This window comes from Larkinella rosea, from assembly GCF_003858635.1.
GTDB classification, from domain to species: Bacteria; Bacteroidota; Bacteroidia; order Cytophagales; family Spirosomataceae; genus Larkinella; species Larkinella rosea.
Genome location: NZ_RQJO01000010.1, coordinates 429,165 through 453,212, shown reverse-complemented (window position 1 = coordinate 453,212; position 24,048 = coordinate 429,165). Strand labels below are relative to the sequence as shown.

The window sequence follows — 24,048 nt, the reverse complement described above, 5'->3', positions numbered from 1 at the left end:
TACTTCAATGACTTCTCTGATTTCAAACCGCTTACAAATTATTCCACTTTCACATTCTGATCTCGAACAACTGTCCACCAGCCGGGCTGCGCTGGAAACCGCCCGGTGTCTGGATTTGTCCAACTTTGAACTCAATGCCGATGCCCGTTTTATGGCGGAATTTGAAGCGGCTCTCACACACTTTGTCATCCCGAATCTCGTCGCTCATCCCGACCAGTGGTTTTGGTTCACCCACTGGATTATTGTTCATCGTGACTTGAATTTGACGATTGGCGGCCTGGGAATGGCGGGTCCGCCGGATACCGCCGGTCAGGTGATGATTGGGTATTTTATGGACAAGAAATTCGAAGGAAATGGCTACGCAACCGAAGCTGTCAGCTGTTTTGTGGATTGGATTTTTCAACAACCCGACGTAAAAACCGTCATTGCGGATACGCTGAAGGAGTATAACGCGTCGCAGCGGGTGTTGCAGAAAACCGGTTTTACGTTCGTGGGCGAAGTGGAAGAAGGCGTCCGGTGGTTAAAAAAACGTCCGGCAAAACCGGTTCAGGTATAGCGCCACGCCCACCAGATCAAAACCAGTTGTAATGGGAGCCTGCCCCAGCGGACCCAGTTCGGTATGGAGGAAAATTTGTCGGCGGTTGCCATGTAAATATTGGCCGGAAAGATGGCGATTAGCAATAAAATCAGCCCCCAGGCTGCCAGCATCCGGGTGGCCGGAAACAGCAACCCAATGCCCAAAACCAATTCCGCAATGCCGCTCAGGACGACCATTAACGGGTGGAAAGGAATGTATGGGGGCATAATGCGGAGGTAGGGTTCGGGGCGGAACAAATGCAGGAAACCCGATACGATGTAAATCGCAGCTATACCGTAGAGACTCAGGCTGTTCATGGACGATCACACTGATTTTTGAAAGGAACAACCTGGGTTTTGAACGAATTCGGAAACGCTCATTTAATAGAGATTTTGAAAAGAAAAGACTGAATTTTCTAACAAAAAAGGCAGCGGATAGGTAGATAAGTCAGCAAGCGAACAAATCGGCTGACGATATGGCGAGTCAAGATAAGGAATTTACCGGAAAAGTAGCATTGGTAACCGGGGCAGGATCGGGAATTGGTAAAACTGCCGCACTTTTGCTGGCCCGAAAAGGGGCGAGATTGGCGGCATTGGGCCGGACGAACGACGAATTGCAGGAGACTGTCGGGCAGATTCGGCGGGAAGGAGGGGAAGCGATTGCCCTGTTGGCGGATATCTCGAAGCCCGCCGAAATGGAGAAAGCGTTTCGGGAAATTAAGAAGCAATTGGGCGGTTTGCACATCGTTTTTGCCAATGCCGGGATCAATGGCGTGTGGGCGCCCATTGAAGACCTGGAACCGGACGAGTGGGACAAAACCATTGAAATTAACCTGCGTGGTACATTTCTGACGGTGAAATACGCCATTCCGATGCTAAAAGAAAACGGCGGTTCAGTGATCATTACGGCTTCGGTCAACGGAACGCGCATTTTTAGCAACACGGGTGCCACGGCGTATTCGACCACCAAAGCCGGTCAACTGGCGTTTGCCAAAATGGCCGCACTTGAACTGGCGAAACACCGCATCCGGGTGAACGTCATTTGTCCCGGAGCCATCAAAACCGAGATTGACGACAGTACTCAAAAGCGCAAAATCGAGTCGGCCAAAGAACCGGTCGAATTTCCGGAAGGAGCCATTCCGCTGACCGACGGCCAACCGGGTACCAGCGAGCAGGTGGCGGAACTGGTGGTTTTTCTGGCATCCGATCGCGCAAACCACATCACCGGTACGCCCATCTGGATCGACGGCGGGGAGTCGCTGTTGATGGGGTAATGGGCTTGGTTAACCGCTGACGGGGCTATTCGACTACATGCCCCACAAACTGCGCGCCATTATCCAGAATGACGCCCCCGCGCCGGAAACCCAGCCCGCAGCCTTCACCCGCGAAAAACACGCCGGCCTGATACCGGTTTCCCGCGGCATCCTGCGGCAAGTCAACGTATTCCTGGTAGATTTTGGGATATTCGTCGTACTCGCCATCGGCTTGGGCTTTCACTTTTCCGTTTTCATCCATGATGCGAACGTTGGCTCCTTCCCGCCCGAATAACACCTTCTCCACGCACGGTCGGTCGGTCAGCGGTTTTGCTTCGGTCTGCAGCAGCAGCGGGTGATACGGATACAATTCCCAAAGCACTTTCAGGATGTATTTCGACTGAAACAGCAGCGAATAGGCTGGATTTAACACCAGTACTTTCCGCCGACGAATGGCTTCGGTCAGGATGTGGGCCAGATCGGGTTCTTCGTAACCGATGTATTCCCAGGGTAATAGTTTGAACCAGAAATCGAACCGGTCGAACTGTCCATTCTGGGGATTTTGTTTGAAAAGCCCTTCTTCGACCGAAAATTCAACCTTGTCGATGTATTCAAAATCAACCGTAAAACCGGCTTCGCGGGCAGCTTCTCCCAAAACCGCTACGTTACTGTCGTCTTCCGGAAAACCCCGCATGGCCGACAGCAGGAGGGTGGGTTGCAGGTCCTTATTCTGCTCCAGCACTTCGCGAAACTGTTCCACCAGCATTTCATATACGGTATTGAACTGGTGTTCTTCGTCGAGGCCATTGGCCCGCAAATGAGCGTATTGAACAACGGCGGTTTCGGGAATGCAGGTCGCCGTATCAGCGTTGAATTCGATCAGTTTAATGGGTTGGCCATCAATACCACCCGCAAGGTCAAAACGACCATACAGTTGGATGTGCCGGTCGTCGTTCCAGGAAAGCTTGATCAGATCAACCAGGTTTTGCGGAATTCCCAACTCATTGAACCGGTTCTGGTCGATGACCGTTTGCCCGGCTTCGACCAGCATTTCAAACAGTTGATTAGCCGCTTCGTAAAACGCGTCGGTTTCTTCTGGCTTCACAACCACCACTTCGTTGGTCAAATAAGGCACGGTATCGGTTCCGAGCATCCAGTTCCAGCCAACGTTCCGAAGTTGCTGATCCGGTGAAACGGGTAAAGAACGGGTCTTTATCATGAGGAGTGTGGTAACTGTATTCGGTTTACAGTTTACGGTACGATGGCTGATGCACGCAATTGGAACGCGTCAGCCACTGAATACCGTAAGCTGTAAACCGAATACCATAAACCGCTTAAAGAGTGAGGGTTTCGTAACGGTAAAGTAAATGGTTAAACCGGCTAAAAGCGCCGAAAGTCCATCACCAATGGGCCATTCGGGGGCAAAGAAAATCCGGTTCTGCTGCACGACGGCCTGGGTTTCGCCGTCGGTACTGCTCCAGAGCCAGCGGCTGCGGAAGACGTTCGAAGCATTGAACCGGAGCTCGCGACCGTCGTCGAACGTTACATAAAACCGCCCCCACAAACTGCTGCGAATCGTGGCGATGGTCGAACCGCCCAGGTCGGTGACCGCAATTGATCCCGACTTCGGCAGGCGCTGAATCTGGTAACTGCCAAAACGGGATTCGAGCGTAGCCTGAACGGGTCGGGTGATGGTTAAAACGGCCTGAGGTATTCCCAGTTCCGAATAAATCTCAAATCGTTCCGCCGGTGAAGGCTGAATCCAGTTCAGGACGGTTCGGTGTTGGGGCGCAGGTGGCATCGGAGGAACAAATAGCCGATCATTCAGCAGCGAACGAACCGTCCTGACGGAGAGTCTGTGGTACCTCACCAAGCCCGAAACCGCTCTTCATCAGAACCAGCCAGCGCCGGGAATGCGGAACGGCCACGGAATGGAAATCAGAATGGCCAGTAACCCCAACCCGTAAAACATGAAAACCGTCCGGTGTTTCTGAACCGGGCCGCTGAGTCGACGCGACTTGGACCGGCCGATGGTGATTAGCGCAACGGCAATCAGCATTCCAAAGATGTGCTCGATGGAATAAAACCGGTAAATAGCGGTCTTCATGATGGTGCCGACGTCAATTCCTTCCGCAAACCAGCCAACTTTGGGGCTCAGAAAATACAGAATCAGACCAATGGTAAATTGCGTGTGGGTCGCAATCAGAGCGAAGAGGTAAAGTTTGTTGTTACCGGGCGTGTATTCGTCGCGTCCCTGCCATTTGCGAAACGCCGTTACGATGGCTGCCAGCAATACGATCAATACAATCCAGCGGAGACCTGAGTGGGCGCGGACTAGTATAGTATAGAACATAGAGTGAGTAAGTTTTTCTGTTAGCAAAGAAACAACATTTGTGGCTAAGACGAGCGAGAATAGCCGCAAGATTCAGGACAAAAACGGCGAATTTACTGTTAATTTACTCGGCGGATGTATTTCGTTTCGTTCGATTCGTCCGTTATTTCCTTCATTCATCGATTCAAAAATGGTTCTTTACAATCTGACAATCAACATTGAAAAAACCGCTGAGCGGGCATGGCTAAACTGGATGCGGTTTGAACTCGTGCCACAATTTATGGCAACCGGTTTGCCGCTGGACTATAAAATTTTGCGGCTACTGACGGAGGTCGAAAATGGTGGGGAGACGTATACCTTTCAGTTTTCGTTCAAAGGGCGGATCGACTACTTCCGGTTTAATAAACTGCATGCCGACGAACTGCTAGCCAAGCTTCAACAGCAGTATTCGAATCAATACGTATTGTTTCAGAGCCTGCTGGAGGAGGTTTAAGAAAGTTTTGGGTTTTTGGTTTACGGTGGCTTACGCTGCACGTTCCTGCAACTCTTTCCGGTTTTGTCGTTTGTCGAGGGACAGCAGGAAGGCCGGGAGTAGAATCAGGTTGGCGGCCATGCCCATCAGCAGCGTGATCGACACCAGAACGCCGAGCGCAACGGTTCCCTGAAAGGTGGAAAACGCGAAAATGGCAAAACCGGCGAAAAGGATAAACGCCGTGTAAATCATGCTGATACCGGCCTGGTGAATGGTGTTGGTGATGGCTTTGGAAATGCCCAGCCCACGCCGGAGTTCTTCGCGATACCGGGCAATGAAGTAAATGGTCCCATCCGATGCAATTCCGAACGCTACGCTGAAAATCAGGATGGTAGACGGTTTTAACCGGATGCCGGCAAAGCCCATGATTCCCGCCGTGATGATCAGCGGGACAATGCGGGGCAGGGAACAAATAATGATGGTTCGGACGTCGCGGAGCAGGAGCGCCAGTAAGGCCGTTATCAGAACGACGGCCAGGTAAACGCTTTCCTTGAGGTTGTCGACCAGGTATTCGTTGCCTTTTGTAAAAATCGTGCTGCTTCCCGTAATGCGGACATCGTACATGTCGCCGTTGGAAACCCGTTTACCGGTTTCGCGATCGATGTTGAAAATGGAATCGACTTTGGGTTGCAGGGTAGTCAGCAAATGCCGGATGCGCACCGTTCCGACGTCGGCCATCTGGAAACTCACGCGGGTGTAGCGCCGGGTGCTGTCCAGAAAACCTTTAAAAACGTTCGACTGCCCTTTCATCTGCGGAGCGTAGCTGGCGAGTTTGGCCATTTCGAGCGCACCGGGGAGCACGTAATATTTCGGATCACCGCCACGGTAACCCTGGTACAGAAATTTGGCGGCTTCGACCACCGACAGCGGTCGCGTAAATTCCGGGTATTTTTCAAACTCACGCTGCAAAAGCCGCATTTTGGTCAGCGTTTGGGGTGTCAGCACCCGGCCCGGCTGGCGGGTATCGACGGACACTTCAAAGGGCAGAACCCCGCGAAAGCTTTGCTCAAAAAACTTCAGATCGGTATAAATCGGATCGTTTTTCGGCAAATCATCGACCACGTAGCCGACCGCTTTAATCTGCATGGCCCCGATCACACTGATGATCACCAACACGCCGATTAGGGCGTAAATCAGTCGGCGCCGGTGGTGAACAGTTCTATTGACCCAGTTCAGGAACGAAACCACCCAGCGGCTATCCATATGTCCCCGCTGCTTCGACGACGGCTCGGGTAAATACCCGAACACAATCGGAATCAGGACCAGACAAAGGGCGTACGTGACCACGACGCCCAGTGCCGCCACCAGACCAAATTGGGCGAGCATCGGACTGCTGGCGAAGTAAAACACGAAAAAACCGATGGCAGTGGTAACATTAGCGAAAAACGTCATTTCGCCAATTCGCTCGGTGGCGACGTTCAACGACCGGTTTTTGTCGCCGTGGATACTGAATTCCTCAAAATATTTATTAATCAGGAAAATCGTATTGGGAATGCCGATGACGATGATCAGGGGCGGGAGCAAACCGGTCAGCAGGGTAATTTTGTAGCCAAATAGGACCAGAAAGCCCAGCGACCAGACCACGCCAACCCCGACGATGCTGATGGCGGCCAAAACCGCCACAATGGATCGGAAGAAAAACAGCAGAATGACCGCCGTAACCCCGAACGCCAGCGCCATGAACAACACCATTTCGTTGCTTACCTTGGCCGTGAACTTGGTCCGAATGTAGGGCATACCGGACATGTGGACCGGAATATGGAATTGGGCTCCAAACGCCCGGACTTTTTTCTCAAGGTTCAGCACAATGCCAATCCGTTCCTTGGTATTCAGCTTTTTCTGATCGAAGGTAACGGCCATCAGGTGAGACCGACCGGCGCTGTCGGCAACGAAACCTTTGTAAAACGGCAACGAAGCCACAATTGACTGGATGCTGTCAACTTCGGCCTGGGTGGTGGGGGCGCGGGGCGCAAGGGGCAATACCTGAAATTGTTTGATGCTGTCGTTGCGAACAATCCGAAACAAACTGGCCGCCGACAGCACGGTTTGCACGCCCGGCGATTTTTTAATGTCCTGATTCAGCGCATACCAGCCGTTGAAAACCGGTAGCTTGTACAAATCCGGGGTTTCGATCCCGATCACCATGACGCTTCCGTCTTCGCCAAACCGCTTCTTAAACGTTTCGTACAGTTCAAAGTCAGGGTCGTTGGAAGGGAGAATCCGGGCAATTTCGTAGGAAAGCTGGATGCGGGTGACCTGATACGCCATAAAACCCGTTCCTACAAAAATAAAAATGAGCAGGAAAATGCGATTTTTTAAAATATAATCCGAAACGCGGTGCCAGAACATCAAGACAGAACTGAAGATGAAGGGTGCAAGGTACTAAATCGGGATAGTTTTTGAAAATGGACACTCAACCCCCCCGCCTGCTTCCTGTCCGGCTTGATTATGTACTATTTTTAAAAATTGGCTGAGAATCAACTGAATCGATTGGCTGCTGTCTGATAGTTTCGCTTTAGCCTTCCCAAAACCGGTCGCGGTTCCACTCATTTTAATGAAAGCGATCACCCAGAAAAACGGTCATACGATAACTAAATACACTCTGGTTCTAAACAACTGGGGATATTGCTGGTTTACCTTAGAGGATATACAGATTTACGGTCGTTCATTCTTTATTAAATAAAATCGGAAGCGCGTTGGACTGAATTCTTTACCATTATATCTTCGAATAGTTATGAATTATACTGCATTGCATAACCTAACCCCTAGCGTACACATGCCAACCAGTGTTGCCTTCATTGGCGATTACCTGCCCCGCAAGTGTGGAATTGCCACGTTTACTGCTGATTTGTACAAATCGTATACGACATTTTATCCGGAATCTTCGGCCATGGTAGTGTCGGTAAACGATGTACCGGAAGGCTACGATTATCCGGAAGAAGTTCGGTACGAATTTTATCAGCACGATCTGAACTCCTACAAAAAAGCCGCCGAGTTCCTGAATTCGATGAATACCGAAGTGGTGTGTTTGCAGCACGAATACGGTATTTACGGTGGAACAGCCGGAAATTACATTCTGACGCTGCTGCGGAATCTGACGATGCCGGTGGTAACAACTTTCCACACGGTTTTGCGGAATCCCGACCAGGACCAGCTGATGGTTTTGAAAACCATTGCCGACCTATCAGCGCGCGTGGTGGTGATGACTGAAAAAGGGCGGCAGTTCCTGAAAGATATTTACGATGTACCGGAAGATAAAATTGACGTCATTGCCCACGGAATTCCCGACATGCCGTTTGTCGACCCGCATTTTCACAAAGATCGGTTCGGCATCGAAGGCAAACAGGTGTTGCTGACGTTCGGGTTGCTGTCGCCTAACAAAGGCATTGAAAACGTCATCAAAGCATTGCCGCGAATCGTCGAAAAGTTTCCCAATACGGTTTATATTGTGTTGGGCGCCACACATCCGAACCTGGTTCGTGATCAGGGTGAAGTATATCGCGATAGTTTGAAAAAACTGGCTGCTGATTCAGGTGTTCAGAGTAATGTGTTGTTTTTCAACCAGTTTGTTGAGTTGGATAACTTGATGGAGTTTCTGGGGGCGGCTGATATTTACATCACTCCCTACCTGAATCCGGCCCAGATTACGTCAGGAACATTGTCGTACGCATTTGGCTGCGGGAAAGCCGTCGTTTCAACGCCCTACTGGCACGCTGAAGAATTACTGGCCGATGGTCGGGGTGTTCTGGTGCCGTTCAACGATTCGGAAGCCGTTGCTGATGCCATTATCAGCCTGATGAGCGACGAATCACTGCGACACGGCATGCGTAAAAAGGCCTATTTGCTGGGCCGAAGCATGATCTGGGAACGCGCCATGGAACACTATGTCAATGCATTTATCCGCGCGCGTCAACAGCCTATTGCGTTGCCGGGCAGCCCACTTGCGTTGCTGAATGGAAACGGAAATGGAACCTACAAGTTACCACCTATTCGGCTGGATCATCTGTACCGACTGACCGATTCGACCGGAATTATTCAACACGCCCGCTACCATTTGCCACACTACGAAGAGGGCTATTGCACCGACGACAACGCCCGGGCGCTGATCCTGACGGTGATGGTGGAAGAAGCCGGCCAAAGTGACCGGAAACTGGCCAAACTGGCTGATAATTTTGCGGCTTTTTTGAACTACGCCTTTATTCAGGGAAGGAGTCAGTTTCGCAATTTTATGAGTTATGACCGCCGTTGGCTCGAGGATATCGGCTCCGACGACAGCACGGGTCGCGCCATCTGGGCGCTGGGGTCCTGCGTCGGACGATCGTCGGATAAGAATCTGATTACCTGGGCAATGCCGATGTTACACCAGGCTTTGCCGACGCTGGTGGACTTGCCTTCGCCCCGTTCCTGGGCATTCGGAATCCTGGGAGCCTGTGAATACCTGAAGCGGTTTGGCAACGACCGGCTGGTCAAAACGATTTTGCAGCAGCTGGTCGATAAAATGATTGTTCGGTATAATGACGCTAAATCCAGGGATTGGCCGTGGTTTGAAGGCTACCTGACCTACGACAACGCCAAGTTGTCACACGCGCTGATCTGCGCCGGAGAGACCCTGAACGACGTAAAATTAACGGACATGGGTGTGCAGACCTTGAACTGGCTGATCGGTCTGCAGATGACCGGAAACGGCGTTACCACTACCGGTTATTTTCAGCCGATCGGTACAAACGGTTTTTATGTCAAAGGAGGAGAAAGGGCTTATTTTGATCAGCAACCTATTGAAGCTCAGGGGTCTGTATCGGCCTGTTTGGCGGCCTATCGCGTTACCCGCGAGGTTATCTGGTTAAAACGGGCCACGAAAATATTCAAATGGTTTACGGGCCATAACGACCTTGGTTTGTCGGTTTATGATCCCAATACGGGTGGTTGCCGCGATGGTTTGCACGTCGACCGCGTTAACCAGAACCAGGGAGCTGAATCCACGCTGGCTTATTTGATGGCTTTAACGGAACTTCATTTAACGCAAAAACAAATTTCCGATACCGAAGTCGCAAACACGGCACTAACATTGTTAGTTTAATCGTTGGAAGGGATAAATAATGAGGGGATGCAATGGACTTTTAGGAGCCATTCATTCCCTCATTGCTTAACTCTTCGTATTAACTTCAAGTAACCATGATAAAGGCAACCCGCACCGGTATTGTACTCCGCCCTGATCCCACCCGCGTTCTTTTTCGTCCGTTTGAAAGCAGCAGTTCGACGCGCACACTTAAAATAATTGCCCGGGTCAATGCGATGACCGAGGAAGAAGCTGAACGGAAACTGGGAGAAGTTATTCGCGAATTTGGCAGTCGACACTATAAACTGGAGCGGTTTTTTCTGAAACGCTTCAACCACATTAAATCCCAGTTACTCACCGACGAACCCCTCACACTCGAGCGAAAGCTGTTGCTGGGCGCTTATTTTACCATGGAATATTCGCTGGAGTCGGCGGCACTTTTCAATCCGTCGATGGTCTGGCATCCCGACCAAACCAACGTGCCGCCGGGTTTCAAGCGGTTTATTCTGAGCATGCGGGCAACGGGTGAAGGCCACATTTCATCGATCACGTTCCGGATGGGATACATCGATCAGGATAGCAAAATCATCCTGCGCAAACCGTCCCGCTATGTTACTTCCCCCGAAATTGTGCCGAATCACCGCTTCAACCGCCAGCAGTTTGAGCGGAAACTCTACGAACTCCGGCTGTCGAACCCCATTTCGGAAATGATGATGAGCGGTTTGGGCGAGGAGTTTGCGCTGGAAGAAATGGAGGACCGCTTAAAACGAGTGCTGAATCAATATCGGCACCACGCAGAATATGAGGCTATTGCGAGCAGTTTAAGGACTCTCGCCCGATCCAACTATGAGCTGGATTTTGAAGAGGATCAGAGCCTGGATGAACGCTGTATTTTTCCGACATCGCCCAACGAAACCAACGGAATTGAAGATGCCCGGTTCGTACGATTTGTGGAAGACGACGGCGAGGTGACGTATTATGCGACGTATACAGCCTACAACGGTCAGGTTACTTTTCCTCAATTACTACAAACCAAAGACTTTACGCATTTCAGTATCAGTACCTTAAATGGTGCCGAGGTGCAGAATAAAGGCATGGCATTGTTTCCCCGGAAAATCAACGGGCGGTATGTGATGCTTTCCCGGCAGGACGGGGAAAACATTTACATCATGTATTCGGACGATTTGTATTTCTGGCAAACCAAGGAAATACTGCTGAAACCGACTTACCACTGGGAGTTTGTTCAACTCGGCAATTGCGGTTCGCCCATCGAAACCGAGGCTGGCTGGCTCGTATTGAGTCATGGCGTTGGCCCCATGCGGAAATACGCGATCGGGGCCTTTTTACTCGATCTGGAAGATCCCGGAAAAGTGCTCGGTCGGTTGAAAGAACCGCTGCTGAGCCCGGACGAAAACGAGCGCGAAGGGTATGTTCCAAATGTGGTCTACAGTTGCGGGGGAGTGATCAACGGCAATGAACTCATTATTCCCTATGCCATGTCGGACTACGCCAGCAGCTTTGCTACCGTAAATGTGCAGGAACTTTTGGATGAACTGACGGGCAATCAGAAAGAAGTACCCGTCGATGCCGAAGAGCAAAGACTGTAGTTAGTTCACCGAATCGACCGCTCCAGTTTGAACTGGAGCGGTTTTTTTGTGTCGGCTGATGAGCGGTTTTTTGTGCATTTTGACTGATTACAAGAAGGATTGGTGTTATAAATGATTTTTTGTACCATTAAGCGGTGACAGAAAACCGGCCGTAATTTCACCTATGAAGCGTCAACGAATTGACAACCGGCTCCAGAAGTCAGGCTATTGGCTCTAATCCGTATCGATCGTGGACGCGTGGAACGGGCGCAACGGTTTTTGCCCCCGTTCAACCCGCCGTTGGTACGCGGATTATGTACGCCACCGAGCCGGGAAAAACCGCCTACGACGGCAACGAAGCCAACGGGCTGTTTACGAGCGAACTCGTCAAACACATCAGCCAGCCGAATGTCGATCGGTTTGACTTGGTCGACCGGATCGATCAGGGACTGGAAGAGATTCAAGCAGCCACCCTAACATTGAAGGGCCGTTACGGGGTGAATTCTACTTCAAAACGCAATGAGAAACCGCTTCGCCCGAAAAACGTACGGTTTTTGTTCCGTCGAATGCTGGCGGGAGCGGTTTTGCATTGGGTTATTGGGCTAACTCCAATCCAGGCTCAAACTTTTTACGCCATTTTGGTTGCGGATACGAACGACCCGGTTCTGGCCGATGTCTGTCAACCTGATCTGAATGTCATGCATCGACAAATGGTTCAAATGTCGGCCATTCACTATCAACTTACCGAACAGCGAATTACTTCGAATGATTTCGGTCAAAAAAACTGGAAGAGGTGTTGGAATCACTGCATCCCCAGCCTGACGATATCCTTTTCTTTTACTATTCCGGTCACGGGTACAACCTGAAAAACCGCCCGGGTCGGTTCCGATTGTGGATGCTCATAAAAAATGACGCGCGCGCGCGAGTAACCGGGCTTTTTGAGCATCCAAACCCGGGCTTCTGACGAAACGCTGGAACTGGCGGGGTATTCCGAAACCGCTATTTCATGGGAGAAGTTGCTTAGGGACACCCAGACGCAACTCTCGCAATACGGTCCGACCCGTTTCAAACAGTCGATCTATAAAGCCCGAATTTCCGAAACTACGATGTATTCTTCGCCCGATCGGCCATTGCCTATTCGCGACGGTAGGATGGAAAAAAATCTGCTCACGGGAAAGCAATTGCGAAATTTTCGGACGTTGACGGAACAAACAGTTACTGAATTTCACCGCTATCTTTTGGTAGTTGCCGATCCTGATTAGCAGGATAATATCCGGGAGTTGGCTATCGACAACTGAAACCGGGAAATTACCAGCAGGTTATAGCCGTTCAGGACACCCTTCGACAGAGTTCGAAAGCAGGGAAAAATCCGCTGGCTATTGAAATCAGAACCGACTAAGCCAAAGCTTTATCTCAGACTTGAAAATGGGTATACGGCGCTGGTGAATTCGTTAATGAATTTCCGCTCAGGTATAAAATGTACAGGTATTAAAACCGCAGTTACCGAAGACCGGATTCAACTGACTACCCGGGGAAATTAACCTAAGTATTTTAGTAAAAAGTGCTCAATGGTGCGCTTCAAATATCACGCGTAAACGGGCTTTAATTGTAAATAATACATTTATTATTTGACTCAAAAAGGTGCTAAATCATTCTGAATTCTCGTGAAGCTGAACAAAAATGCAACTATTTTTTTGGGAAAAATGATGTGCACAAACAATCGCATTTTAACTCCCAATGACTGTATTTTATTCGATGCTGAACTCCGTTAATAATAATTTAATTTGTTAATAAACTGATAATGAATGATTTATTGTTTTTTTACTTCAAAAACGGGCAAAAATCACATTAAAATTAAATTAAGGTCCTCGTGCGTTAATAAATAAAATTGGTTGATAAGTTCAAATAAAAAGAACATTATTAATATTTTTTACTAATTGTGGCCAATATTAGGAGAATTCAACCCAACATTTTATTAGTTTTACAAAAATTATTCATGTTCCCCCCCAACTAAATCTACCACTCTAAATTAAACTGCCGTTAAAACGGCCCAAAAAATCTATGGTAAAACTCTTACTACCGCAAGCCCGGCTTGTCAGGATGATGAGATTATCCATTCCTCAAATCCTGCTGGCTTCTGTCTGCATGAGTACTACCTTCGCTGCGAAGGACCCCAATTCGGGGACCAATTCCAAAACTGCTTTAGCCACCGCAACGGTAGACCGTACACTAACCGGGAAAGTAACTGATGAAACCAACTCGGCTTTGCCAGGGGTCAGCATTGTTATTAAGGGAACAACCCGTGGTACCGTAACGGATGCCAACGGCGCGTACAAAATTGAAGTACCCGAATCAGGCGCTACGCTGGTTTATTCATTTGTTGGTTATTTGTCTCAGGAAATTAATGTTGGTTCACGAAATTCGATCGACGTAAACCTGAAAGCCGACAATAAAGTACTGGAAGAAATCGTCGTCATCGGTTACGGTACAGCCAAGAAAAGTGACTTGACGGGTGCGGTCGGAACGGTCAAAGAAGCCGAACTGAAAGAACGTCCAGCCGCTTCGCTGACTCAGGCGCTGTCGGGCCGGATGCCGGGTGTGCAGGTCAACACCAACTCGGGTCGCCCGGGCGGTCGGACCACCATCCGCGTACGTGGTTTTAGCTCGATCAACTCCTCGAACAACCCGCTCTATGTAGTTGACGGCGTGATGTTGCCTCAAGGGAACGGAGCACAGTTTAGCTCCGCCATCGACTACATCAACCCCAACGACATCGTTTCAGTTGAAGTGCTGAAGGATGCCTCTTCGACGGCCATTTACGGAGCCAGAGGTGCTAACGGGGTGGTGCTGGTGACGACCAAAAAAGGAAAATCGGGCGAAGGTCAGGTGACTTATAATGTCGATTTCAGTGTCAACACCATTGGGCCCAATCGTCCCCACGTGCTGAACACAAAGGAATACATGGCCACGGAAGATCTGGCATGGGCGAACATGGCCAAATACGATCCCGTCGGCTGGGCCGCTGGTAAATGGGCGTATCTGAACCCGAAACTGCGCCGGATTGATCCGCGCGTGTGGAACTCCGACGGCAGCCCGAAATACGATACCGACTGGCTGAAAGAATCAAGTCAGAACAAATTGTCACAAAACCACCAGCTGGGTTTCAGTGGGGGTAACGACCGGACTCAGTACTCGATTTCACTGGGCTATCGTGATGATCAGGGCTTGATCAAAACCTCGTATCTGAAACGCTATTCAGGCCGCTTTACGATCGACGATCAGGTCAAAAAGTGGTTGAAAATCGGGGGTACGCTGAGCTACAACAACCAGTCGGAAAACATTGTGGATCAGGGTGATGCCGTCGCTCGTCAGATCGTGGAAGACTTCCCGTTCCTGCCGGTGAAATACGAAGACGGAACCTATGCCAACAACCGTGATTTCCCCTATGCAGAGGGAACGATGAGCTCGGTGCACCGTTTGATGGATACCAAATACATCCTGAATACGCAGACGACTTTAGGTAGTTTGTATTCAAACATCACCTTCGCGAAAGGACTGGAAATGCGCACCATTCTGGGGGCCAACATCCAGACCCAGGAGTTCAACAACTCGGTGACCCGGACGCTGAACATTGGTGGTAACGGTAACGCATCGACTGATAACCGGAAAGAATCGTTCTGGTCACTGGAAAACTATTTGACCTACAACAAGCAGATCAACGAAAAACACGCCGTCAACGCCCTGCTGGGGATTTCATGGCAGGAAACGAACGTGTTCAACATGGGGGGTAGTGTAAGCGGTTTTGCGACGGACTACTTCGGGTTCAACAACCTCGGTGCCGGTGCCACCAACCCCAGTGTACGTTCAGGTGCATCGCGGTTTGCGTTCAACTCGTACTTCGGCCGGATCAACTACAACCTGATGGAGAAATACCTGTTGACGGTGACGGGTCGGGTCGATGGTTCGTCGAAATTCGGGGAAAACCACAAGTTTGCTTTCTTCCCCTCGGCAGCTCTGGCCTGGCGGGCATCGGAAGAAGAGTTCCTGAAAGGCAACCCAGTGATCTCGAATTTGAAAGTTCGGACCAGCTTCGGTCTGACGGGTAACTCCGAAATTCCGGCGTACACCTCCCTGTCGCTGCTGAGCTCGAACTACGCCACTATTTATGGTGATGCCCGTGTATCAGGAACGGGGATCAGCCGGTTGGCCAACCCGGATTTGCGCTGGGAAAAAACCGCTCAGACCGACGTGGGTATCGAATTGGGCTTGTTGAAAGGCCGCATCAATCTGGAAGCGGATTATTATTACCGCAAAACGACCGACATGCTGCTGGATGCGCCGGTACCTCGTACAAGTGGTTACGCCACCATCCGCCGGAACGTGGGTTCGATGCAGAACCGTGGGTTTGAATTTGGTTTGAATACAGTGAACATCGACGCGGGCGGTTTCCAGTGGAGCACGACCTTCAACATTTCATTCAACCGCAACAAGGTATTGTCGCTGGCAACGCCTTCGGATATTTTCAACGTCGGTGGTCCGAACTTTACCAACCCAACGAACATCATTCGCATCGGCGAACCAGTCGGTTCGTTCTGGGGTCTGACCCGCGTGGGTGTCTGGAGCGAAGCGGAACGCGAAGAAGCCGCCAAATTCACCAGCTACCGAAACGGGTTGACGATTCTGCCGGGTGACATCAAGTACCTGGATGTCAACGGTGACAAAGCCATCACGGATGCCGACCGGAGCATCATCGGCAACGGTAGCCCGAAAGGCTGGGGTGCCTTCACCAACAGCTTCCGCTACAAGAACTTCGATTTGACGTTTGAGACCCAGTTCTCCTACGGCAACGACGTGATGATGATGAACCTGCACGCCAGTGAAGACCGTCAGGCTTTGGCCAACAGCTACACTTCGGTGTTGAATGCCTGGACGCCGACCAACCAGAGCAGTATGATCGCCGAGATTCGCGACACGCGGGCGGGTTACGTAACGAACGTGGACAGCCACTGGATCAAAGACGGATCGTTCCTGCGCGGTAAAAACCTGTTGCTGGGGTACACCTTCCCGAGCCTGGTGACCAGCAAACTGAAACTGAATCGTCTGCGGGCTTATGTATCTGTGCAAAACTTCTTCCTGCTGGTGGATGATCCAATCATCGGTGACCCGGAAGTAACGCCGACCAACCAGGGCGATGGCAACAGCGCATTCTCACAAGGGATGATGTGGCACAACTACCCCAAACCGACCACCTATATGTTCGGTTTGCAGATCGGTTTATAAGTTTATGGTATATGGTTTTCGGTTAGCTGACGCATTCATGTAGCGTGCGTCAGCAACCAAATACCGAAAACGGAAAGCCGCAGACCCTCATCAAGTACTCAAAAAACGATTTTACAATAATGAAACATATAGTGAATAAAGTGAGCAAAGTAGCCCTGCTGGGAGCTATTCTGCTGGGTCCGGTCGGTTGCAAGGATTTCCTCGATGAGCAGGCTCCTTCCAACCTGACGCCCGACAATTTTTACACCATCCCCGACCACGCCGAAGCCGCCCTGGCTTCGGTCTACGCCGACATGCGATTTATGGGCGATGGGGCCGGGATTTTCTCGTCGAACTGGCAATTGCTGGAAGCTCTGACCGGAACATCCACGACGGAAACCGCCCAGAACTCCGATTTGAACAACCTGTACGGGTTGGTACACGACGGCAACACGGTTCACGTGGTCAACTACTGGAACGGACTTTACAAAGTGATCGCGCAGGCCAATCAGGTACTCGACCGTGTGCCGGGCATCACACCGATGGATGCGGCTCAAAAAACCAAAATTCTGGGGGAAGCCCGGTTTTTGCGGGCTAATGCGTATTTCGCAGCGGTTCGGCTTTGGGGTGATATTCCCCTGATTACCAAGCCGCAAACGGCGACATCGGAAGATTTCCAACCTTCACGGACTCCGCAGGATGCGATTTACAAGCAAATCGTGGATGATCTGGTGGCGGCTGAAGCGGCCGGTTTGGCCTGGACGGATGTGTCGGGCCGCGTGAATCTGGCGGCTGTGAAAACGCTGCTGTCGAAAGTGTACCTGACGATGGCCGGTTTTCCGCTGAGCAAAGGGGCCACCCACTACAAACTGGCGGCTGATAAGGCCTTCGAAGTGATCACCTACGCCAATGCGAACCCGACGGCGATCGGACTGTTTTCGTCGCTGGAAGACGTGCATAAGGAAAGCACTGAAAACCGCCTGGAGCATTTGTTCATGCTGCAATACAACACGCTGGTGGCCGGAAATCCGATGGACAACATGTATCCCAACTTCAAACCGGTGACGTACAACGGTCCTGGGGGAACAGGTAGTACGGTACCGGTGCCTTCGTTCTATGCTTCCTACGAAGCTGGTGACTTGCGGGCGAAAGATCAGGGCTATTTCTACTCGACCTACTTCACCAATGGCAGTGGAGCTCCGTTCTCATTGGGTGCTAACTACGTCTTCAAACACTTCAACCGGACGTCAAATGGAACCTCGGGTGTACCAGGTACGCGCCAAAACAACCTGAACGTGCCGCAAATCCGGTATGCCGAAACACTGCTGATCTATGCCGAAGCGCAAAACGAAGTGGGCGCTCCGACGCAGGCGGCTTACGATGCCCTGAAGAAAGTTCGGGATCGGGCGGGTCTGACGACACCGGCTCTGGGAACCTATACGCAGGCAACGTTCCGCGAAGCCGTCTGGCGGGAGCGGTGGCACGAACTGTGCTACGAGCAGATCACCTGGTATGACATGGTGCGGCTGCGGAAAGTGTACAACGACAAAACGAATGGGTTCGACAACTTTGTGGGTCACGTCAACCCGAGTTCGAACCAGCCGTTGCAGGAAAAACATTTGCTGCTGCCGTTGGGCAAGCAGGAAATGCTGAACAACCCGAACCTGAAAACGCAGAATCCGGGTTATCCGAACTAATCTGTTTCAGAGTCAATAGAAAACGTCCCGATTGCATCGTCAGTCGGGACGTTTTTTTGTTGAAATAATCGACCGGTTTTGGTCATGGAAACTGATTTTGAGATCAAGCAACAATCCAGCCCGGCTTTGCGTTGATGAAGGAACGGGCCACTTGCCGCTGAAAGACTCTGAAAAAAACTTCGAATCATGAAAACCATACTTACGTTCCTGCTCATTATCGGGCAGTTTGCTGCGAATGGTGTGCAGGCACAATTGTTGGGTGCCAGCACTAGTTTTGCCAAACTCCCGACGCCAAAACCGGGTGAGGCCGTGGCCACCTTTGCGGGCGGCTGCTTCTGGGCACAGGAAGAAGCATTCGATCAGTTGAAAGGTGTTCGGGAAGTGATTTCGGGCTATTCGGGCGGAAACCTGCGGAACCCGACGTACGAACAGGTTGGCACGGACGAAACCGGCCACGCCGAGTCGGTGCAAGTGTATTACGATCCAAACGTGATCAGTTACAGTGAGTTGCTGGATGCCTTTTTTGCCGCTCATGATCCTACCACGCTCAACCGCCAGGGCCCCGATGTCGGGCGCGATTACCGCTCCATTGCTTTTTACCGAAATCCGACGGAGAAAAAGGCCATCGAAGAAGCCATTCAACGGGTGAATGAATCGAAGCATTATCCGAATAAGGTGGTGACGGAAGTAGTTCAGTTTTCGGTGTTTTACCCTGCTGAAACCTACCATCAGAATTATTGTAAACTGCACCCCAACCAGCCGTATATTCAGAATGTTTCCCTCCCCAAAGTGGAGAAGTTGCGGAAGGCAATGGCGGGCAAATTGAAGAAAGAAGGCAAATACACAATTTGATTTGCTACAAAACCGCCGGTTTTTGCTGGGTGATTTTAAAACCATAGCGGGTAAACCGGACTAAGTCCGCATAGCTTATCCAGCAAAATCCCTGACCACCCCAGCCTTTTCCAAAGCTATTGACTACCCGGAAAGCCCCACCGTACTCGGTATCGTCGTAACCACTGATGCAAAGGGCATGTCCACAGAATCGATTGTCGGCGGGGGCATCGTCTGCTGCTGGTTTCCAGCCTTTTCCGGCGAAATAAAATGAGGGCGGAACGACTGTCCCAATCACCACCGGCCCGTCGTCAGCGCGTGTTTTTTTAGGTTATAAATTTTCTTCCCGGCGGTTTCCTCCAGACCAAAAAGGCGTTCGTAGCCGGCAACCCGGAATCGGGCCGCCGTGGCATCGAAGGCTTCGGTTTTCTGTCCGCAGGACGGATACCGAAAGGTAGAGAACATTTTTTGCGCTTCCAGACGTTGCCCTGATTTTAGATAAGCCAATGCCAGGTACCACTGAGCGGCAGCCGTCCAATGGCCCGGCTGGTGTTGGGCAATGGCCGCGAGTTGACTAATCGCCGTTCGGGCGTCCCGTTGTTGCAAGCGGGTAATCGCATCGGCCAGAAGAACCGAATCTGAACTGGTTTGGGCCGAATGGGATGGTGCAGCCACCCGGTCAGGATCAAGCTAATGCCTGGCACAGCCTGTCGATTCGGGCTGTGCGACTTAATTCATTCGCTCGACTTTAATCTGAAGCGAGCCCCAGTTGCCCCGATTGGGCAGCGTCAGCGAATTGCCGGATTGGGTATCGGGCGTAAAAAGCAGTTTCGCCGAACCCGTCGCCGTTCCCGGCTTCATCCCAAAATTTGGATACAAATTGGCGTACCGTCCAACGGCTTCCATCCGCAGCGGTTTTCCGTCTTTCAGTTTCGCAGCGATGGTATACCGGCCTACCGGAATGTTCATGATGAGGAAATTATAGTTCTGAAGGCTCGCTTTTTTAGTGACCACAAACGTTTTGGTTTCGCCGTAAAAACCGGGCTCGTCCGGCGTGAGCGTTACCTGAATTTCAGCATTTTCGGGAATGTAGGTATCTGGATTATAGACGCTTGACGCATCGGCCACGTTGTAGGTGATGTAAAATGAACCACCCGCGTAATTGGTCGGGTCTTTGGGTTTCTGACTCACCAGATCTTTGTTATAGACGCCATACGACAACAAAACGAAGTTTTTTACCAGCCCATCCGCCGACGGAAAATTACCGAGTTTGCCGTCGGCCGCTCCCAGACTCATCACGGCACGGCCCTCGCCGTAATCAATTGTGTAACCGGCGGCATAAAATTCAGTAGCACCCCAGGGAATCGTAATTTCGTAGTAGCCGTTGGCATCGGTTTCGTCGGAAGCGCCGGAATACGAACCGCCCGTCGCCGTGGACCGAACGCCAATGTATGCTCCCTGCAACGGTTTTCCACTTAAATCAGCAACATAGCCCCGGACAATTCCCGGTTTTACCTTGAGTTCGGGAAAGTTAGGCATGCGGGGAACGGTATTTCCCATGACACTCACGTAATCGTCGGCGGCATTGAGTGTAAACGTCGATTGCCCGCTGACGACCGGCAGGGCGGGCTGATCACCCCAATTCGTCTTTTCGCCCCCGTTGACGGCATCTGGATCTTTGGAGCAACTGGCAACGAAAAAGGCTGCGATGTAAAGCCATTTGGAATTCATGAATAAGACTCGGTTATTGTCGAAGGCACAAAGCTAGCGCCGGACCCAGGTTCGCCGAAGACCTCTTATGTCAACACCGAGTCTGATTATTTAAGCAGCAGATTACTGATTTAAACTTCGAATGAAACAGAACATTGCCCAACTCGCGCTGGTCGTTGATGATTACGACGAAGCAATCCGGTTTTATACCGAAAAATTAAACTTCACACTCATCGAGGATACGGTTTTGTCGGAAACCAAACGGTGGGTCGTTATCGCTCCGGCGGGTTCGACGGGTTGCCGGTTGTTATTGGCCAAAGCCGCTAACGAATTGCAAAAAAGCCGGGTCGGTAATCAGACCGGCGGCCGGGTTTTTCTTTTCCTGCATACCGACGATTTCTGGCGTGATTATAAACAACTGGTTGAGAATGAAGTGGTTTTTGTGCGAGATCCGTCGAAAGAAGTATACGGAACCGTGGCGGTTTTTGAGGATTTGTACGGAAATCTATGGGATTTAATCGGGCCGGAATAGCATAAAATCATAACCTTTTTCCGGCTTGCTGGTTATAGCAGAGTGATTCTTATTAAAGCCGGTTCAACGTTATGGAAAAAGATAAAGGAATTGATGAACGGGACATTGCCGCGAAAGACAACCGCAATCGTCCGGAACAGGAAAATTCGGCCAACGGACTGGATAGCCTGGAGGTAACGGGTAGCGAGAATGGCCGGAATGACCGGTTTATCGGCAGCACCGATATGGACAGTGCGAATGGACTACTGCGGTTTAATGACCAGGATGATAAAAACCCGGCCGACGATGTAACGGAAGCGGGGCAGGAGAGCATTGCCGGAACAAAAACCAATACAAATACCGTGGATGTTACCACGCATGGCCCCGATGATTATGCATCGGCCGGGGAGGTTCCGACGCCAAAAGCGCAGAAAGAAGCCAAAAAACAGGACAAGGTGAGTAAAGCCGATCAGGCGCAGGAAAAGACCGAGGAGGATGTTGCCCATACCGGCACATCGACGGAGCACAAACCAGTTTATTAATTTTAACTCAACCACGTTATGAGCGTTTCAAGCAATTCACGAAAAGAAAGTACCGAATCATATGCCGCCCAGCAAATGGGTAATACCATGGGCGTTGCGCCGGAACTGAGTCAGTTATCAAAAACGGACCGTCCTGGTACTCAACTTCCTTCAGAAGCCAACAAGTCCAGCGATGTTGAGCTGGAGGATGTCGAACCGGTTGAAGCCCAGGCCAATCAGGTGAAAAATGATTCTACGGAATGGAGCGACGTCTCCGACGACGCGCTGGCCCGGGATGAGGACTCGAACTTACCGGATTCGACCTGGAAGAAAGACCGCGTTCCCGGTGCCGACTGGAACCGAGATACGGAGGAAGAAATCGGTCATTCGTAAAATCATATTTTGTATTTTTTAAAGCCCACACCTGGTGGGCTTTTTTGTTGGACGGCTATTATTCCCGGTGATTGGTATCGGCGGATTGCAAATCCGTTCTACCTTTACAGCATGCAAAGTCCTATCTACCAGCGACCGGTTTTCTGGCAACTGCTCAGTGTTGGCTTGTTGATTCCGGCTCTTTTCTCGTACCTCGGTTTTCTACCGCTCGACACCGGAACGGATGAACCCCGACGGGCATTGGTGGCGCTGGAGATGATATTATCGGGTGATTACCTCACACCGACGCTGAACGGGGAGTTGTATTTTAATAAACCACCCCTGTATAACTGGCTGATTGCGTCGTCTTTCCACCTCTTCGGCAATTACTCGTCCTTTGCCTTACGGTTTCCAATGGCGGTGTCGCTGGTGTTGTATGGTCTGACAATTTACCTGCTGGTGAAGCAGCATCTGGGTTCGCGGATTGCCTTCGCGGCTGCGTTGATGCTCGTGACCAATACCCGGATTTTATTGTACGATTCCATGTTGGGCCTGATCGATATCACCTTCTCATGGCTGACCTATACCGCATTTATTCTGGTCTATCATTTTGATCGAAAACGCAATTACTGGGCATTGTTTCTAGGCACATACCTGCTGACGGCGCTGGGGTTCATGATGAAAGGACTACCGTCGCTCGTTTTTCAGGGACTGACCTTGCTCGCCTATTTTCTCTACACTAAGCAGTTTCGGAAGCTATTCAGTCCGGCGCATTTTGCCGGTATTGGGCTTTTTCTGTTAATCGTTGGGAGTTATTACCTGGCGTATTTTGACCGTAACAGCATTTCGCCGGAAAAAATCATGACGGTTTTGTTCGACGAAAGTGCCAAACGGACGGTGGTGCAATTCGGGATTAAGGAAACCCTGCTCCACATGCTGACGTTTCCGTTCGAGATGCTGTATCACTACGCGCCCTGGATGTTCATGGTGATTCTGCTGGTTCGGAAAGGCGTCTTTAAGCGGTCAAAAGGGGAAGATAGAGATACAGGTGAAAAACCGCTCATTACCGGACATCCGTTTGTTCTTTTTAACGCCGTTGTTTTTGCCGTAAACTTCGTCATCTACTGGTCGTCTCCACAGGTTTATGCCCGGTATCTGCTCATGTTGCTGCCGTTGGTTTTTACCGTTTTTGCCTATGTCTATTACGAAAAAACCGCCCCGACCGACTGGCGACGCCGGGGCTGGGAAAGTTTTCTGGGGTTTATGCTGGTTGTGGTGACCATCGGAGCCTGGGTGCCGTTTTTTCACCCGGAAACGAAGGTGATACCCGGTTTGTGGTGGAAATGCGGACTCTTGTTTGCGGTTCTGGCGTTTATCGTTTACCACTACATCCGGCAACCGGAACACCGGCTGATCATTTTGATTGCCTTTCTGGCCATGTTCCGAAACGGTTTCAACTGGCTGGTTATTCCGCCCCGGCTGGCCCACCGCCAGGAATACAAGGATTCGTCGGAACGGATCGCCAGACAATCACTCGGACATCCTTTATACGGGTATAAACAGACAATCGGGAGCGACGGACAGACCGATGTGAACAGTTTTCATATTGAAGTAATACGGGGTGAAATTCTTCGAAGAACAGACAAAAAACTGCCCAATGCGCTGTATATCGCCGATTCGGTCAGTTTGGGCAATGAGAAGTACCGGACCCTGGCGGAATTTAACCTGTATGACACGCATCCCGCTAAACTAATTCGATTTTGAATCGTTCTGATTATCAGAGCTTTAGCATTGAGTTGAAAAAAATAATGT

The 24,048-nt window shown here is 50.7% G+C and carries 22 protein-coding genes; 14 read left to right on the top strand and 8 right to left on the bottom strand.

Going from position 1 to position 24,048, the window contains the following annotated elements:
• Positions 1–7: 7 nt before the first annotated feature.
• On the top strand, positions 8–556 hold the full coding sequence (locus tag EHT25_RS22740) for a GNAT family N-acetyltransferase (RefSeq protein WP_124877459.1): 549 nt from the start codon (positions 8–10) through the stop codon (positions 554–556).
• On the opposite strand, the gene EHT25_RS22735 is transcribed toward EHT25_RS22740, so the two are convergent.
• Positions 547–894 (bottom strand): DoxX family protein, encoded by a 348-nt coding sequence (locus tag EHT25_RS22735; protein WP_124877458.1) that lies wholly within the window; start codon positions 892–894, stop codon positions 547–549. The two genes, EHT25_RS22740 and EHT25_RS22735, sit on opposite strands and share 10 nt — an antisense overlap.
• A 158-nt stretch (positions 895–1,052) precedes the next feature.
• On the opposite strand from EHT25_RS22735, the gene EHT25_RS22730 reads away from it, so the two are divergent.
• Positions 1,053–1,850 carry an SDR family oxidoreductase gene (locus EHT25_RS22730; RefSeq protein WP_124877457.1) on the top strand — a complete coding sequence of 266 codons (798 nt, stop codon included), beginning with the start codon at positions 1,053–1,055 and terminating at the stop codon, positions 1,848–1,850.
• Positions 1,851–1,875: 25 nt separating this feature from the next.
• Here the strand turns inward: EHT25_RS22730 and EHT25_RS22725 are convergent, their stop codons facing one another.
• The 3 genes from EHT25_RS22725 to EHT25_RS22715 form a co-directional block, all read right to left on the bottom strand.
• A complete protein-coding gene (locus tag EHT25_RS22725) occupies positions 1,876–3,048 on the bottom strand; it encodes a glutathionylspermidine synthase family protein (protein ID WP_124877456.1) in 1,173 nt (390 codons plus the stop codon).
• Positions 3,049–3,117: 69 nt separating this feature from the next.
• A complete protein-coding gene (locus EHT25_RS22720) occupies positions 3,118–3,630 on the bottom strand; it encodes a hypothetical protein (RefSeq protein ID WP_124877455.1) in 513 nt (170 codons plus the stop codon).
• Between the two features lie 90 nt (positions 3,631–3,720).
• Entirely contained in the window at positions 3,721–4,182 is a 462-nt protein-coding gene (locus tag EHT25_RS22715) for a cytochrome B (protein WP_124877454.1), read from the bottom strand.
• Positions 4,183–4,222: 40 nt separating this feature from the next.
• On the opposite strand from EHT25_RS22715, the gene EHT25_RS22710 reads away from it, so the two are divergent.
• Positions 4,223–4,654, top strand: a complete 432-nt coding sequence (locus EHT25_RS22710; RefSeq protein ID WP_124877453.1) for a DUF4286 family protein — start codon at positions 4,223–4,225, stop codon at positions 4,652–4,654.
• A 30-nt stretch (positions 4,655–4,684) separates the two neighbouring features.
• Here EHT25_RS22710 and EHT25_RS22705 read toward each other — a convergent pair whose 3' ends face one another.
• Positions 4,685–7,042 (bottom strand): efflux RND transporter permease subunit, encoded by a 2,358-nt coding sequence (locus EHT25_RS22705; protein WP_124877452.1) that lies wholly within the window; start codon positions 7,040–7,042, stop codon positions 4,685–4,687.
• A gap of 427 nt (positions 7,043–7,469) precedes the next feature.
• On the opposite strand from EHT25_RS22705, the gene EHT25_RS22700 reads away from it, so the two are divergent.
• The 7 genes from EHT25_RS22700 (at position 7,470) to msrA (ending at position 19,143) form a co-directional block, all read left to right on the top strand.
• Positions 7,470–9,770: a glycosyltransferase family 4 protein gene (locus EHT25_RS22700; protein ID WP_124877451.1), complete on the top strand. Its 2,301-nt coding sequence runs from the start codon at positions 7,470–7,472 to the stop codon at positions 9,768–9,770.
• A 95-nt stretch (positions 9,771–9,865) separates the two neighbouring features.
• Entirely contained in the window at positions 9,866–11,356 is a 1,491-nt protein-coding gene (locus tag EHT25_RS22695) for a glycoside hydrolase family 130 protein (RefSeq protein WP_185731458.1), read from the top strand.
• A 179-nt stretch (positions 11,357–11,535) separates the two neighbouring features.
• Positions 11,536–12,201, top strand: a complete 666-nt coding sequence (locus EHT25_RS22690; protein WP_124877450.1) for a caspase family protein — start codon at positions 11,536–11,538, stop codon at positions 12,199–12,201.
• Positions 12,202–12,273: 72 nt separating this feature from the next.
• Positions 12,274–12,597, top strand: a complete 324-nt coding sequence (locus EHT25_RS22680; protein WP_124877449.1) for a hypothetical protein — start codon at positions 12,274–12,276, stop codon at positions 12,595–12,597.
• Between the two features lie 799 nt (positions 12,598–13,396).
• Positions 13,397–16,615 carry a SusC/RagA family TonB-linked outer membrane protein gene (locus EHT25_RS22675; protein WP_185731456.1) on the top strand — a complete coding sequence of 1,073 codons (3,219 nt, stop codon included), beginning with the start codon at positions 13,397–13,399 and terminating at the stop codon, positions 16,613–16,615.
• A 119-nt stretch (positions 16,616–16,734) separates the two neighbouring features.
• On the top strand, positions 16,735–18,291 hold the full coding sequence (locus EHT25_RS22670; protein ID WP_124877448.1) for a RagB/SusD family nutrient uptake outer membrane protein: 1,557 nt from the start codon (positions 16,735–16,737) through the stop codon (positions 18,289–18,291).
• Between the two features lie 186 nt (positions 18,292–18,477).
• Complete coding sequence (gene msrA, locus EHT25_RS22665) at positions 18,478–19,143, top strand: peptide-methionine (S)-S-oxide reductase MsrA (protein WP_124877447.1); 666 nt, start codon at positions 18,478–18,480, stop codon at positions 19,141–19,143.
• Between the two features lie 4 nt (positions 19,144–19,147).
• On the opposite strand, the gene EHT25_RS22660 is transcribed toward msrA, so the two are convergent.
• The 3 genes from EHT25_RS22660 to EHT25_RS22650 are packed head-to-tail and all read right to left on the bottom strand — an operon-like array spanning position 19,148 to position 20,853.
• Entirely contained in the window at positions 19,148–19,423 is a 276-nt protein-coding gene (locus tag EHT25_RS22660) for a hypothetical protein (protein ID WP_124877446.1), read from the bottom strand.
• A complete protein-coding gene (locus tag EHT25_RS22655) occupies positions 19,417–19,797 on the bottom strand; it encodes an outer membrane protein assembly factor BamD (RefSeq protein WP_124877445.1) in 381 nt (126 codons plus the stop codon). The genes EHT25_RS22660 and EHT25_RS22655 overlap by 7 nt, the downstream gene beginning before the upstream one ends.
• Positions 19,798–19,851: 54 nt before the next feature.
• Positions 19,852–20,853, bottom strand: a complete 1,002-nt coding sequence (locus EHT25_RS22650; RefSeq protein WP_124877444.1) for a carboxypeptidase-like regulatory domain-containing protein — start codon at positions 20,851–20,853, stop codon at positions 19,852–19,854.
• 121 nt (positions 20,854–20,974) lie between these two features.
• Here EHT25_RS22650 and EHT25_RS22645 point away from each other — a divergent pair, with 121 nt between their 5' ends.
• The 4 genes from EHT25_RS22645 to EHT25_RS22630 all read left to right on the top strand — a co-directional run bounded on the left by EHT25_RS22645 (position 20,975) and on the right by EHT25_RS22630 (position 24,000).
• Positions 20,975–21,364 (top strand): VOC family protein, encoded by a 390-nt coding sequence (locus EHT25_RS22645; protein WP_124877443.1) that lies wholly within the window; start codon positions 20,975–20,977, stop codon positions 21,362–21,364.
• Positions 21,365–21,435: 71 nt separating this feature from the next.
• Positions 21,436–21,885, top strand: coding sequence for a hypothetical protein (locus EHT25_RS22640; protein WP_124877442.1), 450 nt, complete (start codon positions 21,436–21,438; stop codon positions 21,883–21,885).
• A gap of 18 nt (positions 21,886–21,903) precedes the next feature.
• On the top strand, positions 21,904–22,257 hold the full coding sequence (locus tag EHT25_RS22635; RefSeq protein WP_124877441.1) for a hypothetical protein: 354 nt from the start codon (positions 21,904–21,906) through the stop codon (positions 22,255–22,257).
• A 111-nt stretch (positions 22,258–22,368) separates the two neighbouring features.
• A complete protein-coding gene (locus tag EHT25_RS22630; RefSeq protein ID WP_124877440.1) occupies positions 22,369–24,000 on the top strand; it encodes an ArnT family glycosyltransferase in 1,632 nt (543 codons plus the stop codon).
• Positions 24,001–24,048: the final 48 nt, after the last annotated feature.